This window comes from Paucisalibacillus algeriensis, from assembly GCF_000577245.1.
In the GTDB taxonomy this organism is placed as follows: domain Bacteria; phylum Bacillota; class Bacilli; order Bacillales; family Amphibacillaceae; genus Ornithinibacillus.
This window is the reverse complement of the sequence record NZ_CBYO010000022.1, coordinates 537,373-554,125: the sequence shown is the minus strand read 5'-3', so window position 1 is coordinate 554,125 and position 16,753 is coordinate 537,373. Positions and strand designations below refer to the sequence as shown.

At 36.4% G+C, this 16,753-nt stretch carries 18 protein-coding genes; 7 read left to right on the top strand and 11 right to left on the bottom strand.

Annotated features, from left to right (window positions below; translation table 11 throughout):
• Positions 1–16 precede the first annotated feature (16 nt).
• Complete coding sequence (locus tag TY11_RS18770; RefSeq protein ID WP_155982741.1) at positions 17–1,276, bottom strand: FxLYD domain-containing protein; 1,260 nt, start codon at positions 1,274–1,276, stop codon at positions 17–19.
• 258 nt (positions 1,277–1,534) lie between these two features.
• On the opposite strand from TY11_RS18770, the gene TY11_RS18765 reads away from it, so the two are divergent.
• Entirely contained in the window at positions 1,535–2,812 is a 1,278-nt protein-coding gene (locus tag TY11_RS18765) for a mechanosensitive ion channel family protein (RefSeq protein ID WP_042149886.1), read from the top strand.
• 63 nt (positions 2,813–2,875) lie between these two features.
• On the opposite strand, the gene TY11_RS18760 is transcribed toward TY11_RS18765, so the two are convergent.
• From TY11_RS18760 to TY11_RS18730, 7 genes are all read right to left on the bottom strand, one after another.
• Positions 2,876–3,238, bottom strand: a complete 363-nt coding sequence (locus tag TY11_RS18760) for a Na+/H+ antiporter subunit G (RefSeq protein WP_042149874.1) — start codon at positions 3,236–3,238, stop codon at positions 2,876–2,878.
• A complete protein-coding gene (locus TY11_RS18755; RefSeq protein WP_042149871.1) occupies positions 3,222–3,500 on the bottom strand; it encodes a Na(+)/H(+) antiporter subunit F1 in 279 nt (92 codons plus the stop codon). The genes TY11_RS18760 and TY11_RS18755 overlap by 17 nt, the downstream gene beginning before the upstream one ends.
• Positions 3,493–3,978, bottom strand: coding sequence for a Na+/H+ antiporter subunit E (locus tag TY11_RS18750; protein WP_042149870.1), 486 nt, complete (start codon positions 3,976–3,978; stop codon positions 3,493–3,495). Before TY11_RS18750 ends, TY11_RS18755 begins: the two co-directional genes overlap by 8 nt.
• A 119-nt stretch (positions 3,979–4,097) precedes the next feature.
• Entirely contained in the window at positions 4,098–5,588 is a 1,491-nt protein-coding gene (locus TY11_RS18745) for a Na+/H+ antiporter subunit D (RefSeq protein ID WP_042149868.1), read from the bottom strand.
• Complete coding sequence (locus TY11_RS18740) at positions 5,581–5,919, bottom strand: Na(+)/H(+) antiporter subunit C (protein WP_042149866.1); 339 nt, start codon at positions 5,917–5,919, stop codon at positions 5,581–5,583. The genes TY11_RS18745 and TY11_RS18740 overlap by 8 nt, the downstream gene beginning before the upstream one ends.
• Positions 5,919–6,350, bottom strand: a complete 432-nt coding sequence (locus TY11_RS18735; protein ID WP_042149863.1) for a Na(+)/H(+) antiporter subunit B — start codon at positions 6,348–6,350, stop codon at positions 5,919–5,921. The genes TY11_RS18740 and TY11_RS18735 overlap by 1 nt, the downstream gene beginning before the upstream one ends.
• On the bottom strand, positions 6,340–8,751 hold the full coding sequence (locus TY11_RS18730) for a Na+/H+ antiporter subunit A (RefSeq protein ID WP_042149861.1): 2,412 nt from the start codon (positions 8,749–8,751) through the stop codon (positions 6,340–6,342). Before TY11_RS18730 ends, TY11_RS18735 begins: the two co-directional genes overlap by 11 nt.
• A 195-nt stretch (positions 8,752–8,946) precedes the next feature.
• Here TY11_RS18730 and TY11_RS18725 point away from each other — a divergent pair, with 195 nt between their 5' ends.
• The gene (locus tag TY11_RS18725; protein ID WP_042149859.1) at positions 8,947–9,636 is read left to right on the top strand and encodes a universal stress protein; all 690 of its coding nucleotides are present in this window, start codon (positions 8,947–8,949) and stop codon (positions 9,634–9,636) included.
• 30 nt (positions 9,637–9,666) lie between these two features.
• On the opposite strand, the gene TY11_RS18720 is transcribed toward TY11_RS18725, so the two are convergent.
• Positions 9,667–10,230, bottom strand: a complete 564-nt coding sequence (locus TY11_RS18720; protein WP_042149857.1) for a tyrosine-type recombinase/integrase — start codon at positions 10,228–10,230, stop codon at positions 9,667–9,669.
• 250 nt (positions 10,231–10,480) lie between these two features.
• Here TY11_RS18720 and TY11_RS18715 point away from each other — a divergent pair, with 250 nt between their 5' ends.
• The 5 genes from TY11_RS18715 to TY11_RS18695 all read left to right on the top strand — a co-directional run bounded on the left by TY11_RS18715 (position 10,481) and on the right by TY11_RS18695 (position 14,149).
• Positions 10,481–11,071 carry a hypothetical protein gene (locus TY11_RS18715; protein ID WP_042149853.1) on the top strand — a complete coding sequence of 197 codons (591 nt, stop codon included), beginning with the start codon at positions 10,481–10,483 and terminating at the stop codon, positions 11,069–11,071.
• 469 nt (positions 11,072–11,540) lie between these two features.
• Complete coding sequence (locus TY11_RS18710) at positions 11,541–12,527, top strand: NAD(P)H-quinone oxidoreductase (RefSeq protein WP_231495880.1); 987 nt, start codon at positions 11,541–11,543, stop codon at positions 12,525–12,527.
• Positions 12,528–12,694: 167 nt separating this feature from the next.
• Positions 12,695–13,339, top strand: a complete 645-nt coding sequence (locus TY11_RS18705) for a YczE/YyaS/YitT family protein (protein ID WP_042149846.1) — start codon at positions 12,695–12,697, stop codon at positions 13,337–13,339.
• Positions 13,340–13,516: 177 nt separating this feature from the next.
• Positions 13,517–13,738, top strand: coding sequence for a helix-turn-helix transcriptional regulator (locus tag TY11_RS18700; protein WP_042149844.1), 222 nt, complete (start codon positions 13,517–13,519; stop codon positions 13,736–13,738).
• A gap of 3 nt (positions 13,739–13,741) precedes the next feature.
• Positions 13,742–14,149 (top strand): hypothetical protein, encoded by a 408-nt coding sequence (locus tag TY11_RS18695; protein WP_042149841.1) that lies wholly within the window; start codon positions 13,742–13,744, stop codon positions 14,147–14,149.
• 126 nt (positions 14,150–14,275) lie between these two features.
• On the opposite strand, the gene TY11_RS18690 is transcribed toward TY11_RS18695, so the two are convergent.
• Positions 14,276–15,895 (bottom strand): hypothetical protein, encoded by a 1,620-nt coding sequence (locus TY11_RS18690; RefSeq protein WP_042149838.1) that lies wholly within the window; start codon positions 15,893–15,895, stop codon positions 14,276–14,278.
• On the bottom strand, positions 15,888–16,679 hold the full coding sequence (locus TY11_RS18685) for an ABC transporter ATP-binding protein (RefSeq protein ID WP_042149834.1): 792 nt from the start codon (positions 16,677–16,679) through the stop codon (positions 15,888–15,890). Before TY11_RS18685 ends, TY11_RS18690 begins: the two co-directional genes overlap by 8 nt.
• Positions 16,680–16,753 lie beyond the last annotated feature (74 nt).

Below are 16,753 nucleotides of genomic sequence, written 5' to 3'. Positions count from 1 at the left end.
GTTTACCATCCTTTCCTTATTCATCGAAATACCAAGTGGCATGGTACATTTCTACTGTTGCTTCTTGATCCACACCGGATATTATGGCAGAGAAAGACCCTTCATCGCCTGGCTCTAATTGGTTTGGTTCTACGTTCACGCTTCCCTCTAGTAAAAACTCGCCATTTGTGTCGTATACCGCATAATAAAGAACAATGGTGTAAATTGGGATGGTTGCATTACTTTTAATAGTACCTTCGATCGAAATATCACCGTTATCTTCCAGATTTGCTGTAAACGTAAGTAGTTCCACTGCAGCAGTACGATTATGCAAATCTTCTTCAGCTGCTTGTTCTTCCATAGCGACTTTTTCTTGTTCTATTTTTTCTTTCAGCTGGAGTAGATCTTCATCATCTGTCTTATAGCTTAGTCCCTTATTCACAACATTTAAAGCCTCAGCAAATTGTCCATTTGCTAGAAAATCTGTAGCTTCCGTGCTCGTTATTTGAACAATCTTATCCAAAATTTCCGAGCGAACACTTTCTGCCTCTGGTGATGACAGGCTTTCAAGCTCACTTAATTTACTAGCCAATTCATCGATAGTATTTATACTGGCAACTTCTTGCATTAATTTACCAATGGATATCCGTTCTTCTTCTTTAGTAATGCTAGCTTGAAAATTGGTAAAGAGTGGGCCATTGTTGGTATTAACCTGTTCTTTTAGAGTTGCTAGCAATTGTTCTGCTCCTGCAAAGTCCTGTGAGGAAATGGATTTACTAACTGAATCTAGTTGGGCAGAGAATTCTTTTGCTTTGTTGGTTTCCTCTAAATTTAACTGCAGTATTTCGTAATCGGGTCTTAATTCAATAGCCTCATCGAACGCCTTTATTGCAGCATCATAATTTCCGGCTAGAGCTTCACTTTCACCGCTTTTTTGCAGATCTAGAACCGTATTGTTATTCTTTTGTTCGGTTGTAAAAGAGATTACTAGTACTACTGTAACGATAATGAAACTTAGTAATGGGACAAGAAAGGGTAGAATAGATTTAAAGGTTGACTCTTTTTTCGGGGATTGTTCGGGTTGATAAGTATGTTGGCTAATTGGTGGTGATGGCTGGATATTAGTAGGTTGTGTCTGTACTTCTTTAGTTTCAGCAGGTTGCTCGGGAACAGGTTCTTCAGGTGCTTCTTTGGGGTGGTTAGCAGCTTCTTGAACTGGCTTAACTTTTGAGCCACAAGTATTACAAAAGCTCGAACCCTCTAATAATTTTTCTCCACAATGGTGACAAAACAACAACGTCATCCTCCTAATCTCATGATTTTTTTGAAAAGAATTCAAACAACATAACCTATTATATGAGCGCCTGGGCAATAAGTTCCATGAAATTTATAGGACAATGGAAATATTAATTAGTTGATTATCAAATAGCATGACTCACGACTCAAAATGACCTTCTTGCTCATAGAAGGTAAGCATTTTCTGTTATAATAGAAAGAAATATTTATTACATCGTAAATCTCTTTTCAAAGGGCTTACACATAATGGAGGAGAAAAATGGATTTTATAGTGGAACAGCTTAACAATTTTGGAATTGAGAATCCCAAAGCAGTTAAAGCACTTTCTGTAACGATAATGATTTTGTTTATAGCGATTCTCTGTATTATTGCCAACTTTATTGCAAAGCATATTGTAATTAGGATTATCACACATGTTGTCAAAAGGAACAAATTTCAATGGGATGATATTCTTTTAGAAAGAAAGGTCTTCCGGAAGTTATCACATATTGTTCCAGCAATTATAATATTCTCCTTTGCTGACGCAGAGACATTTCCGAATTATGAGGATTTAATTAAACAGTTTGCCATTGCTTATTTAATTATTGTTGGGATTACGATTATCAATAGCTTTTTAAATGCAATCAATGATATTTACCAAACATATGAAATATCTAAGATTAGACCGATTAAGGGATATATTCAGGTCGTTAAAATTGTAGTGATCATTATTGGTGTTATTTTAGTGATTGCAAGCTTAATAGGGGAAAGTCCACTTGTATTCTTGAGTGGTATTGGTGCGCTTTCGGCTATATTTATGTTAGTATTTAAAGATTCAATTCTAGGGCTTGTTGCAGGGGTCCAGTTGACAGCGAATGATATGGTTCGAGTGGGTGACTGGATTGAAATGCCAAAGTATGATGCAGATGGGGATATCATTGATATCTCGTTAAATACCGTTAAAGTGCAGAACTGGGATAAAACGATTACCATGATACCTGCCTATGCACTTATATCGGACTCTTTTAAAAACTGGAGAGGGATGCAAACCGCTGGTGGGAGAAGAATTAAACGATCTATCTTTATTGACACGACTAGTATTGCTTTCTGTACGGAAGAAATGGTTGAGAAGTTTAAACAGATTCAGATTCTAACGGAGTATATTAGTAAACGGGAACATGAGATAGTGGAGTATAATGCGAAGAATCATGTTAATCGAAATAATCCTGTTAACGGAAGAGCAATGACAAATATTGGAGTATTCAGGTCGTATATAAGTAATTACATTCAACGCCATCCTGGTATAAATAAAAATATGACCTTAATGGTAAGACAACTTGCACCAACAGAACTCGGACTACCTTTAGAAATTTATGCTTTTACAAGTGACATTAGATGGGATGTTTATGAATCGATTCAGGCAGATATCTTTGATCATCTATTTGCCGTTGCTTCGGAATTTGAATTGAGGATATTCCAGAGTCCATCAGGAAATGACATGAGAAGCATGGTAGAAGGCGAAGGAACAGAAGGAAGAGAAAGAGATAGTGCAAACTAGATAGGGGGACAGTCCCTCACCGCTTTACAGTGCTAAATCGGTGAGGGGCTGTCCCCTTAAGCACTATCCTCTTTCTTTTTCATGTTCTTGAAAATAATCTTTCAATTCATCTTCAACACTAGACTTTGTTAACGGAACATTAGCACGGTATGCAGCACGACTTATGACATGAGCTCCAACAGGTGCTGTTAAAAATACGAAGATAATTCCTAGTATTAGTCGAATGCTAAAATAACCCTCTGAAATTAAGAAATAAAGCAATGTACCTATCAGGATAAATAATACACCAACTGTGGAACTCTTTGATGCAGCATGTGAACGAGTGTAGACATCTGGTAGGCGAACCAACCCAATTGCACTAATTAAACTAATGATGGTTCCTAACAGGATGAAGACCCCAGCAATGACCTCAGCGCTTTCTTTCAATGACGACACCTCTTTCAATAAACCTTGCAAATGCAATTGTTCCAATAAAGGATAGGATGCCGATTAATAAGATTAATTCAAAGAATGCGTGTGTATCAAGATATACGGAGAAAATAGCAGTACCCGCAATTAAGTTTATTCCAATTGCATCTAAAGCCTGAACTCTGTCCACACTCGATGGTCCTTTTACTACTCGGTAAAAATTAAACAGAATGGTTATCGTTAAAATAACTAATGATAAAATCATTAAAATCTCAAACATACTTTCTTGTCACATCCTTTATAGCGCGTTCAAATATAATTTGGGACTTAAGTACAGACTCTTTTGAATCGGGAATATCCATCGCATGAACGTACAAGCTTTTTCCATCTGGGGTAACCTCCATCACAACCGATCCAGGAGTTAAACAGATAAGAAGGGAAAGCAAGGTAATCTCCACATCACCTTCTAAGTCTGTCTCAATCCTAAAAATTCCAGGAGTTATATTGATCTTGGGACGGAGTATTTGTCCAATCACTACAATTGCCGAACTCACTAACTCCCTCGCAAAAACGAATAATAGTTTTAAAGCAGCCCAGACAAAGAACAGATAAAAGGGCTTTTGAAAGAATCTACGGATAAAGAATAGAATAATCAGACCGACAATATACCCACTTAAGAAGGACAGAAAATTCCACTCATCCTGAAAAAACATCCAAAGAAAAGCAATAAATATATTAACTAATATTTGAAAAGGCATAACTGCTCTTCCTTTCTACAGTAAATTGACTAAATACTTTATATCGGTTTGGTATCTATATAAAACACTCCCGAGTGTATTCGCGCCACGGGATAGGCTAGAAAGTGACTTATTTATTTCTAAGGAATCTCATTCCCACCAAACACAGCATCAATATAAATCTGTGGATTCATCAGACCCTCCACAGCAGTCTCCACATAAGAATTAATAAACTCAGGTCCAATACCTAAAGCAAACGTTAAAGCCGTTAATAAAACAACCGGTAGCATAACCCCTTTTGTGGTTCCTTTTTCTTCTGCCTCACTTAATACAGTCTCACCCCAGAACGCATTCATGAAGATCTTCATGACGGAGTAGAGAATCATCAGACTCGCAATCAAACCAATAAACCCTAACCAGTAATAACTAGCTTCAAACGTACTTCTAGTTATAAAGACCTTGCCAATAAAGCCGCTTAATGGTGGAATTCCGATTAAGGATAACGATCCAATAAAGAACATCCATCCTAGATATGGATGGTTTCTGATTAATCCACTCATCTCTTTTAAATTGGTTGTGCCTGTTAAATAAACAATAACACCACCGATTAGAAAAATAAGTGCCTTCACAATCATGTCGTGAATTAAATAATAGATGGAACCAAGTGCACCATTTTCTGTAAAGGCAGCAATTCCGGCCAATATAAAGCCCGCTCCTATTATAACGTTATACGTTAGGATTTTGTTGATGTCTGAATAGGCAACTGCCCCAATCCCACCGAGAACCATAGTGAATGCGGCTAAAATACCAAGAAGCAAATGGGTTACTTGTGGTTCATGATAGAATACCAGGGTATACATACGAATAATCGCATATATACCCACCTTTGTTAAAAGGGCAGCAAATAGGGCAGAGACTGCTGTTGGAGGTGCACTGTAAGAGCCTGGTAGCCAGTAGAATAGAAAGAGTCCTGCCTTAATTCCAAATACAAGTAAAAATAATATGGCAACGGTTGTGATAAATCCGTCTTGTCCAGCTTCTGCGATCCGAACGGAGATATGTGCCAGGTTTAATGTTCCTGTAATTGAATAGATATAAGCGATTCCTACTAAGAAAAATGCAGAAGATAGAACATTAATAATGACATATTTCATGGTCTCTCTTAACTGTATCTTCGTCCCGCCTAATGAAACTAATACATACGAAGCAAGTAGAAGTACTTCAAAGAAAACATATAAATTAAATAAGTCCCCTGTCATAAATGAACCATTTACACCTGTTATGAGAAATAAGAATAAGGAATAAAAATAATGCCTTTCTCGATCTTTACCGATGGTTCGAAATGAGAAGATAACACAACAAAATGCAACAATACTAGTGGTTAAGACAAGGAGCATGGAGAACATATCTGCTACTAAGCCAATCCCAAATGGTGCTTGCCAGCCACCAAGCTGCAAGGTTTGAATGCCACTTACTGAAATTTGATTCATAATCGCTATGGTAATCCCCGCAACCATAGCGAGTACAACGACACTAATAACCCGTTGCAAGCGAATATGATTACGTAATAGGATAAATAGAAGTCCAGCTATTAAGGGTAATATAACTGGCCAGATTAATAGGTTATTCATGTTCATGTCCCCTTAGTTGGTTCATATCATCTGTGCCATGCTTTTTATATGTGCGGTAGCTTAACACAAGTAAAAATGCAGTTACCGCAAAGTTAATCACGATTGCTGTTAGAATCAGAGCCTGTGGAATAGCATCAGTAAAGCTTTGGAAAGTTTCTGATAGTAATGGGGGACCGCCAGTTTTGAGTCCCCCCATCACCATAATCATCAGATTAATTCCGTGACTAATTAATGAAAGACCAAGGATAATCCGTAGCATCTGATTGGATAAGATTAAATAAGTGCCAATGGAAAACAGTATTCCAATTACAATAGCTATTAGTGTTTCCATTACAGTTCATCCTCACTTATGCTTGTTATGATGGTAATAGCTGTTCCGATAACCGCGAATGCTACGCCAATATCAAATAGTACTGCTGTTGCAAGCTCTGTTTCACCAAATACTGGTAAGTCAAAATAACCAAATGCTTGCTCCAAGAAATTATCCCCATATATCATGCCCCCCATCCCTGTAGCAACAGAGATTAACACACCGAGGGCTGCCATCTTTTTATAATCAATCGGCAAATTAGTCTGTATTCGTTCAATATCAAAGGATAAATAGAGTAAGACGATTCCTGCAGCTGTCGTTAATCCACCGATAAACCCTCCACCAGGAAAATGGTGTCCTGCCCAAAATAGGTCGATCGAAAATGTGAAGATGATGACAGCAGCGAGTTTTGTAACGGTATGCAAGATGACATCATTAGGTTTAGGCTTCATCATTTTCACTTCCTTTTGGTCTGAGCTTAATTAAGGTATAGACTCCTAAACCAGCAATCAATAATACCGCTATTTCTAACATTGTATCGAAGCCTCTGAAATCAACTAATATCGCATTAACGATATTTTTTGCCCCGGCAAGTTCATAAGCATTTTCAAAGAAATCCGTAATAGGAACACTGATTTTATGGCCAGTTGCAATTAATGTCATCAGAGTAACAGTTAAGCCTACACCGATTGACATAATTAAATTAGTTACTTTAAATTTCATTTTTTCTAATCTTTTTCCTAGTTTAGGAAGATGATAAAAACATAGTAGGAATAACACTGTTGTTACGGTCTCCACAACCATCTGAGTTAATGCTAGGTCGGGTGCCCGGAAAATAACAAATAACATTACCATTAAATATCCAACGGCACCAAGGGAAACAATAGCAGTTATCCTATTCTTCGTTAATAGGGTTGTCATTGCTGCAGCAACCATCGCAACTAAAATACCAATATCGTAAACAGAAATTTCCTCTTGGCTTGAAAGGTTAAAGGACAGCGCCTCTAAACCAATCAAGGATCCAATCATGATAACCGTGATAAACACAAATATATAAAGTAAGTAGTGACGGATGTTCCCGGTCATATAACGGTTCGTGAACGATTCGGATCGTTTTTCCATACTCTCTATACCTGTGTTGTATAATTGATTTAAACTTAGTTTTTCTGGGTAGACTCGGAGAACAATATTCCATTTTTTAATCGATACAAATAAGAGCAACCCGATGATGATGACACCAATCGTCATCCAAAGTTCTGTACCTAGTCCATGCCAAGCTTTTATTTCAAATAGTTTACTATCCATAGAAACGTTCGGAACAACAGATACTAAAGCCGGTTTTAAAATATAGTTCGCCAATACGTTTGGGAAAAAGAAAATTAATATCACTAATGAACCTAGAATGGCAGGTGGAACAAGCATTCCGAATGGTGCTTCATGCACATTGTCTTTAGGAAGCTTTTCACGATGAAGTTTTCCTAAGAATGGCTTCACCAACAATATCATGCAATAAATAAAGGTAAAGACGCTTGCGACCCAGGCGATAATAGGGAAGAGAATGGTAAACCCATCTAATCCAAATACAGTTACTTCCGAAGCTCTAAGCATCCCCGTAAAGAACATTTCCTTACTTAAAAAACCGTTAAAAGGAGGTAGACCGGCCATGGAAAGACTCCCGATTAATGCGATTGTAAATGTCACAGGCATGATGGACATTAATCCACCAAGCCTCCTAATATCACGAGTTCCTGTTTCATGGTCAATGATTCCCACAACCATAAACAATGCACCTTTAAAGGTGGAATGATTAAAAAGATGAAAAAGAGCTGCGAAAACTGCGAAAGCATAAATCTCCTGTGCATTTCCAATATTAAAATATAGTGCTGCAGAACCTACTCCAAGCAAACTCATGATGAGACCCAGCTGGCTAATGGTTGAATATGCCAGCAATGCTTTTAAGTCGGTTTGCCTTACTGCTCTAACGGAACCATAAATTAATGTGATGACTCCAATTCCTCCAACCAGCCAAAACCAACTTTCATTCCCACCAAAAATGGGTGTCATCCGGGCAATTAAATAGATTCCGGCTTTCACCATCGTTGCCGAGTGTAAATATGCACTTACCGGCGTAGGAGCTTCCATTGCATCCGGAAGCCAGATACTGAATGGAAATTGTGCTGACTTGGTAAACGCTCCAAGTAGAATTAGTAGCATAGCTGGTAGGAAGAGGGAACTTTCAATGATAAGGTCAACATTTGCGACCATTTCTCGTATGCTATACGTATCGGTAATCATGGCTAACATAATCAATCCTGCAAGCATAGCAAGGCCACCGAATACAGTAATTATCATTGCTTTCAGAGCACCAGAGCGAGACCTTTTTCGTTCATACCAATAAGCAATTAATAAGAAGGAGGATACGCTAGTTAGCTCCCAGAGTGTGTAAAGAACTAATACATTATCTGAGCTTACGAGACCCAGCATAGCACCCATAAACATGAGAAGATAAATGTAAAAGTTATGAAGTGCCTCACGTTCTTTTGCCATATAAAAGATGGAATAGAGCACTACTAATGCACCAATTCCACTAATAATTAACGCGAACATCAATGCTAAACCATCTAGATAAATGTCAAAATTAATTCCTAAAGACGGAATCCACTCTAAGGAAATAGAAATAGTTTCTCCATTTGAGATGGCTGGTATTTGTAATAATAGATTGATAAAAATAAAGAGGGGAACAATGATAACGAACCACCCAGTATGAAGGGATGTATTCCACTTTTTATATATAAAAGGCACGAATAATGCTGCGATAAAAGGTAATAAAATAATAAAGTGCATAAAACTCAAGATTTCCACTCCCTGTATGAAAAAAGACTTTTTTCACAAAATTACTGATTTCAATTATTGCATTGACATTTAACAACAACATGATATAGTCATACATAGTTTAAATATAAAGTCATATTTTATTTACGGTTTTAGGTGTATTACGAAGAAAAACTAATGGAAGCTTTTAAAAAATTTTTACGAGGTGAATATATTATGGAAACTAAAAATGGTCGTTTGGATGAAAGTATACTTGTATGTGTACACTATGGTCCAAATGGCGAACGTCTTATTAGAAGAGGCCTCAAAATTGCCAATATGCTAGGCTGTCCGTTATATATTCTTACAATAGATACTAAGCCATTTGATGAAATGGATGCAGAGAAGACATTCTATATTGAACATTGGAAACAGCTAGCTGACGAACACGAAGCTTCCGAGTTTATGATGCTAGATAATGAGAAACGATCTGTCTCAAAGGTTATCGCTCAAGTTGCTAGAGAAAAACATGTTACGCAAATCATACTCGGTCAAACAGCACAAAGTAGATGGGAGCAAATTACAAAAGGCTCGTTAATTAATACTCTACTTCATGAAATCCCATTTGTAGATTTGCATATCATTTCTGTTACTCGTTATATACGCAACGAAAATGGACAATTCCAAAGAGGTTGTCGAGCATATTTGTCGAAGGAAGAAGACCATTATCGCTTATCCTTTAAGCATTCCAATTCCGTTGACTATGAGGGGATTTTCTTTAAAGAGCAAGGTACTGATTTTGATAATGGTATCTTCAAGTTTATGAGAGATAAGGAAATGTATAAGGTTCAAGTAACAGATGGTACGGTTAAGGAATTAAAAAAAGTTGAAATGAACGTAGATTACGAACAAGAAAGCAAATCATAAGGATGACTCTCCAATTGGAGAGTCTTTTTTTTATAGGTTCACATCTACTCTAACCTGATTTTTCTCTTCATCTGTAATACCAATATAGTTTAAGGTTTCCGTTCTTGAATTATGATGGAACATATTCATTAAAATGGAGATGGTAACACCTTTACGGTAGGCGTGGTAGCCAAAAGTTTTTCGTATGGAATGAAGACCAACTTTCTCTTCAATGCCCGCCTTTTTGGCTGCATGATTAATAATTCGATAGGCTTGTTGGCGTGTAATTGGCTTTTCGTTCTTTTTGGATTTGAATAAAAAATCATTTTGATCTAGATGGTATTTCCCAAGGTATTTATCTAAAGCACTATGAACTTGGTTGTTTAGAAAATGTGCCCGGACTTCAGAAGTTTTTTCATCATGTACATACAGAAACTCATTTGTCTTTTTACCATCCCAAATATCTTCCACTTTTAAATTCAATAAAACCTGTGCACTAATACCGGTATTAATACCGAGGACAAATAGGACAAAATCTCTCAATGAAGAGGCTTCTAATATATTTTTCATTGCATTAATCTTTGAAATATCCTTTATAGGGACAACATATTCCATAGTTTTATTCTCCATTAATGTAACATAACTTTATAATAACATAGGTTATGTAACATCCACAATTGTGATGAATGTGACAGAAATGTGAAAAGGATTTGTTTTATCCTTACATTTTATTGTTTTCCTTCTATAGTTTTTTATGAATCGAAATAAAGTAAAACAGTTCTGAATGGGATAATTATTCTAAATATTTAGCTTGGGTTATGGTACACTGGTTATTAGAAAGGTATTGGACCTTAGGGGGTTTTTTATGAGGAGAATATCTATGGATAGGGTGATTGCTGGACTATTAATTGTTATAGTCGGGATAGTAGTATTGTTTTGGATTGGTCAAATGGCTAGTCTTTGGATAACTGGAATTAGTAAAATTGCAGATGACGTGGAGGACTATTATTATACATCCATTCCGGTAGATGGAGAATATTCGGTAGAAATAAATCTAACTGATTTAGAGAGTAATGAAGGAAAAGTCCTGTTTGATGATGGGGAAAATCAAATTTATGTAAGAGAAGTACTATTTCGGAATGAAAATTATGAACTATACTTTCGGTCAAGTGGAAAGTTTGATTTTGGTGGAGCTAGTTTAGTTTCGGCCATCGAGCATACTAGGTCCGAATTTGGGTTCACGGATTATATGAGAGCAGAGGCTGAAGGAACCTATAATGGGAAGACATTTAAAATATGGACTGCTGGATCTTCTGGCTTGAATTATCGGGACGGAGATAGTTTTGGTTTTTATTTAATTCCAGAGGAAGCAGAAATTGAACTTCATTTGGAGAAAGAATCTGTAATGACCGTGACAGTTTCTAATTTGTATACAAATTTATGGGTAAAGAAATAGGGGGGGATGAATAGATCAGATTTTATTGGTGCTATTTTTTTAGTTTCGGGTGTTGTTTTGTTTGAACTTATGAGACTTGCGATGGCTAATTATTTTACTTAAAGTGGAGGGCATGGGGAAGGTAGCCCATCGGATTTAGATGAAATTGTGCGTCATACATTGATGAATGAATTTCCTTATAAATTGAGTATTGTGTTCATAGTGCTAGGTCTAATCTTCTTGTTTTATAAAGATTTGAAAAGAGTGTTTACTAGATTATTTGTGGATGAAGCTTGATAGTAGCTAATCCACATAAAGGGAAAATGATTACTTCAATCAAGCAAAATTAAGAATATATTTCTATAAAAGGCCAGTTGCTCCGAATCAAATGGAGTAGCTGGCCTATTTAGGCTAAGGCATGAGTGCCAGGCACCATATATCCAGGCAGAAAATGTTATACTTACATTAAGATAGCTAACAGAAAAAAGGAGTGTTTAGGTTGAAAGCTGTCCTGATTGATGAAAATACGAAAAACTTATATATTGGGCAGACCACTGAACCAGTTTGTGGTGAAAATGAATTAATCGTACGTGTAAGAGCAACATCATTGAATCGTGCAGATCTATTACAACGTGAAGGTAAATATCCACCACCTAAAGGGGAAAGTACAATACTAGGATTAGAAATGGCTGGTGTTGTGGAACAGGTCGGGGAGCAGGTAACCGAATGGAAAATTGGTGATCGTGTCTTTGCATTATTACCTGGTGGAGGCTACGCAGAAAAGGTAGCTATTCCCGGAAAGATGGCGATGAGAATTCCGGACAATGTCTCATTTACAGAAGCAGCGGCTATTCCTGAAGCATTTTTAACGGCATACCTTAACCTTGTCACGTTAGGGGAGATAAAGGAAAAGGAATATGTTCTCATTCATGCAGGAGCAAGTGGTGTCGGAACTGCTGCCATCCAGCTTGCTAGAGAAATGGGAGCTACTACCATTGTTACTGCAGGCTCTAAGGAGAAATTGGATTACTGTTTATCTCTGGGGGCAGATTTTGCCATTAATTATAAAGATGGCGATTTTAGCGGTAAAGTCATAGAAATCACTGAAAATCATGGTGTTGATCTAATACTAGACTTTATCGGAGCTTCTTTCTGGCAATATAATGTCAACTCTGTTTCAATTGATGGCAGATGGGTGCTGATTGGTATGCTAGGAGGACATGAAGTTAGCCATGTTAATATTGGTGCCTTCTTAGCCAAACGAATAAAATATATGGGTTCAACTTTAAGAACAAGAACACCTGAATATAAGATAGAGCTGACGCAAGCCTTTCAACAGTTTGCTCTAGATAAATTAGAGGAAGGCAAGATCAAACCAGTTATTGACAAGGTATATAATTGGACAGAAGTAGAAGAAGCACATAGGCGAATGATGGAAAACCGTAATATTGGAAAATTAGTTTTGGAGATTGATTGAGTTAACTAGGAAAGATTCAATGGAATGCATAACGAGTGAGAGTGTTCAGCTCGTTGTGCATTCTCCTTGTTTTATGTATGAACACTTGCCAGGTGCTTTTGTTTTCGACAAAATTAAGCTAAAACACTGGGAGTGACAGGCACCACTTAGTAGAAAGAAGGAATATCATGATTCGTTCGATTCGATGGTTTTTTTATATGGCCGGTTTAATATTCTTTAGTTATGGGATAACGATTGCATTAAAAATGCAGTATCTTGGGGTGCATCCATGGGATGTATTAAATGTTGCTTTATATGAAAGACTTGGCTTAACGATTGGTTCTTGGGCAATTATTATATCAATTTTTCTAATTTGTGTATCGTTGGTATTAGATAAAAGTTATGTGAAATTAGGTACGTTTCTCAATGCAATCCTGGTTGGAGCCTTTGTTGACCTGTTTTTATGGATTGATTTTTTACCAAGTGCAAGTCATACGTGGACAGATTATCTTATTATGATTATTGGAATTATTACCATGGGCTTTGGTGGTGGTCTGTATAACTCTGCTGAGATCGGCGCTGGTCCGCGTGATGGTTTTATGTTATCCATATCAGATAAACTTGGCAAATCAGTTGGGTTGGTACGGATTGTTGTGGAAACGTTGGTATTGGTAATTGGATTATTGTTAGGAGGTCCGGTGTTCTTATTCACTTTTATATTTACGTTTGTACAAAGTCCAGTATTTGCTTATACATTGAAGAAGTTTAAGGCAATTATTGTTTTAATTGAAAGGCGATATGATAGACATCAGTATTCTAAATCAAGTGCCTAATATAGTTTAAAGTTCAATAAAAGACAGTCTATGATGTTATCATAGGCTGTCTTTTATGTTGTTTTTCAAAGGTGAGAGAAAGTAGAAAAAATAAGTAAAGATATCTTTACATTGGAGTGATTTTATTATATATTCAATGTAAAGATATCTTTACTATTCAAAGAAGGTGTTTATTCCTTGAGGGTTATCAATCATATTAAAGAAATCAGAATGAAGAGGGGAATTACGCAAGTTAAAATGGCAGAAGACTTACAGATTACAAGACAAACAATCAATGCCATTGAGAAAAATAAATACAATCCAAGTCTGGAACTAGCATTAAAGTTGATTGCTTATTTTGATGTGCCGATGGAAGAAATGTTTTACTTAGAAGAAGAATTTAAACCAAAGGGGGAATAGGTTGTGAAAAAACGTAATGTAATACTTGTCTATATCTTTATTATGGCGATGTTTATAATCGGCGGGTTATTAGGAGTGTATTTAATTGGAAAAGAGCAAGGCGTATTTGATTTTGGATTAGCTGGTGCTGTCATCGGTGGTTCTGTAGGTGGAATTATAATTAGTCTACTTTTTACAAGATGGCGTAAAAAAAGAAGAGGCAATGTACCAGAAGTGGATGAGCGAAGTTTAGTATTGATGAAAAGGTATTTCTTAGTTGTACTGTATGTGGTTCTTATTGGAAGTGGCGCTCTGCTACTAGTCCTATATGGAGTAGGTATACAGTACATAGAAACTGGAATGCTTATTGTATACATGATGATATTATATGTGTTAATTGGTATCGGGGCAGTAGTTGTCAAGCTGTTCTAATGGTTATGACTAATTTATTCGACAAAGTTCCCTTAAAGTCGGGGAGTGACAGGCATCCTATAAAAAAAGGGCAGTCCACTACACCGCTTTAATGCGGTGAGGGACTGTCCCTTATTATGTTAACTTCTATTTAAAGATGATTTTCCATAATACAACGGTTAGAACAATTAGAAGTCCTAAGTAGATGTAAATGGCATATGGAATGAAGGAGATGATGAGATGGATTATGGTAAATGCTGCGACGATGAGCATCATTACGATAATCTTTCCAGTTGCTCCTCCACCTTGTTGTGCAGATTCAATCGGTTCTGTAAATGGATATTTTCCGTTATTAAATAGCTTGTAGGCTATTAGTATTAGTAATAAGGCAGTAACAATCACAGCTAACAAATCGGGTACAATACGGAATGAAAATATCCAGATGTACAATATGGATAGTACCAATATTATAGGCAAATATAGTTTCATGTAGAAAGCCTTTAATGTAGCACTATAAACAAGTGTCTGTTTTTGTATCGGTGTTGTTTGAAAAACCCAAGCACCTTTATATTTGGCTGAAAACTGAACCATATAAACTACCGTACCTACTATAATATTTGTAAAATATATCGTTAAAAAGGATCTTCCTTGCCCCAATTCTTCGAAAGACTGATAGCTTAAGTTGTTAAATAAAAATATTAAAGGAAAAACAAGTGCCATTCCCAATGAGGGATATACTTTTAATTTAAAATCCCTTTCACGACTAATCATAATAGAAGCGAAACGGTAAAATATTTTTTCTTCACGGCTAAAGCAGACTACTTTTTCAAAAAGGTCATTTAGACTGCGTTTTTTCCTCTTCTTAGTACTAGATTCTTCCATTAACTTTTGTAAATTACGTTCAAATGAAGGCATTAATAAATAATATAGAAAAATTGAAAGAATTGGTCCGAATACTGCTAACAAGGAAAGTATAATAATTTCACTTGAATAATTTTGATTTAACACCAACTCAAATGGCGCTCCAAACCATACTGGAGGAATCAATACATGCCACCAGCTATAATCATATACATATTCTAGACCTACTACATCAAATAATCGAATGATTATTTGGTAGCCAACAACCACGGCAACAGCTAGTATGATCTGAACATAATTAATAATATCCTTCAACTTTTCCCCATCGAAAAATTGTAATACAAACATGTAGATTAGTGCTGTAAAAGCTAGAACGAATAAATCAATCAGCAAGATTGTGATTACAAAAAGCAGAAAGAAAAGAAATCCTTCTACAAATAGAAAAACGATTGCCGGAATTGCTATAAATGCTCCTGTGAGCAAGGTTAAATAGATTGCGATATGTAGAATTTTTGCAGCATTTATGGTTCTCGTATGGACTGGTTTTGTATGTAATATCACTTTATCCCGCACATCTAGAAGAACAGAAGAAAAGTCAGAAATCATTGAAGTCATTAAAATGAACATAGCGATTCCAGCCATAATACTAACTTGGAATAAATAATTATCGCCAAGAAAAACAAATGGGACAAGGAGGAGACCATATAATGCATAAATCCATAACGATTTAAGAAATTGATTTCCTTCCTTTTTCTTAGCGTTTTGACTGAGAATGGTTGGAATACGCCGCTGGTCCATTGTAAGTTTAACTTCCAGAATTTTTCGCATCACACCATAATCAATATTCATTTTACGAAAGACAGATTGGAACGGATCAAGAACTCTTAGAATACGGATTTCACCCATCTTGACCATCCCATGTTACAATGGAGACGATTTTTTCTGCGGTTTCCTTATGTTCATCAAACCCAGTTAGTTGATTGAATATACCTTCCAATGATCCTGCTTTACTTTGCTCTTTCAGATCGTCAAAAGAACCGTCCGCAGCTATTTCACCATTGACTAGTAGAACAATTCGATTACTTATCTTTTCCACCACATCCATAATATGAGAAGAATAAAAAATAGTTTTCCCTTGATTAGCTAAAGCTTCAAGCATGTCTTTGATCACCATGACACTATTTGCATCCAGTCCACTTAGCGGTTCATCAAGAAAGATTAAATCAGGATTGTGGAGGAGACTGGAGATAATGAGTACCTTTTGACGCATTCCTTTAGAATAAGATGAGATTCTTGAATGAAAAACGTCACCCATATCGAATTCATCCAATAGCTTCAATGCCTTTGTTGTCGCCTCATCTCGTTTTAAACCGTAAAGCTCCCCAATAAAGGTTAAATACTCTGCTGCTGTTAGATTATCGTAGATTTCTGCATTTTCTGGAACGTAACCAATTTTATGTTTATATATATGATCGTTAGTTGCAATACTCTTTCCAAAGATTTCTACTGTCCCACCATAGCCTTCCACTAACCCGAGCATGACCTTTAATGTAGTACTTTTCCCAGCACCGTTCGGCCCAATATAGCCAATGATTTGCCCTCGATAGACATCAAGGTTAATTCCGTTTAAAACATCCTTACCGGAATAACTCATGGTTAGATTTTGCAATGATAATACTTTCTCATTCATACCCTTAAAACACCCTTTCTATCAATCTATCTTCTTCTAACATATCAATGTGTGATTGCTAATGCAATGGATTT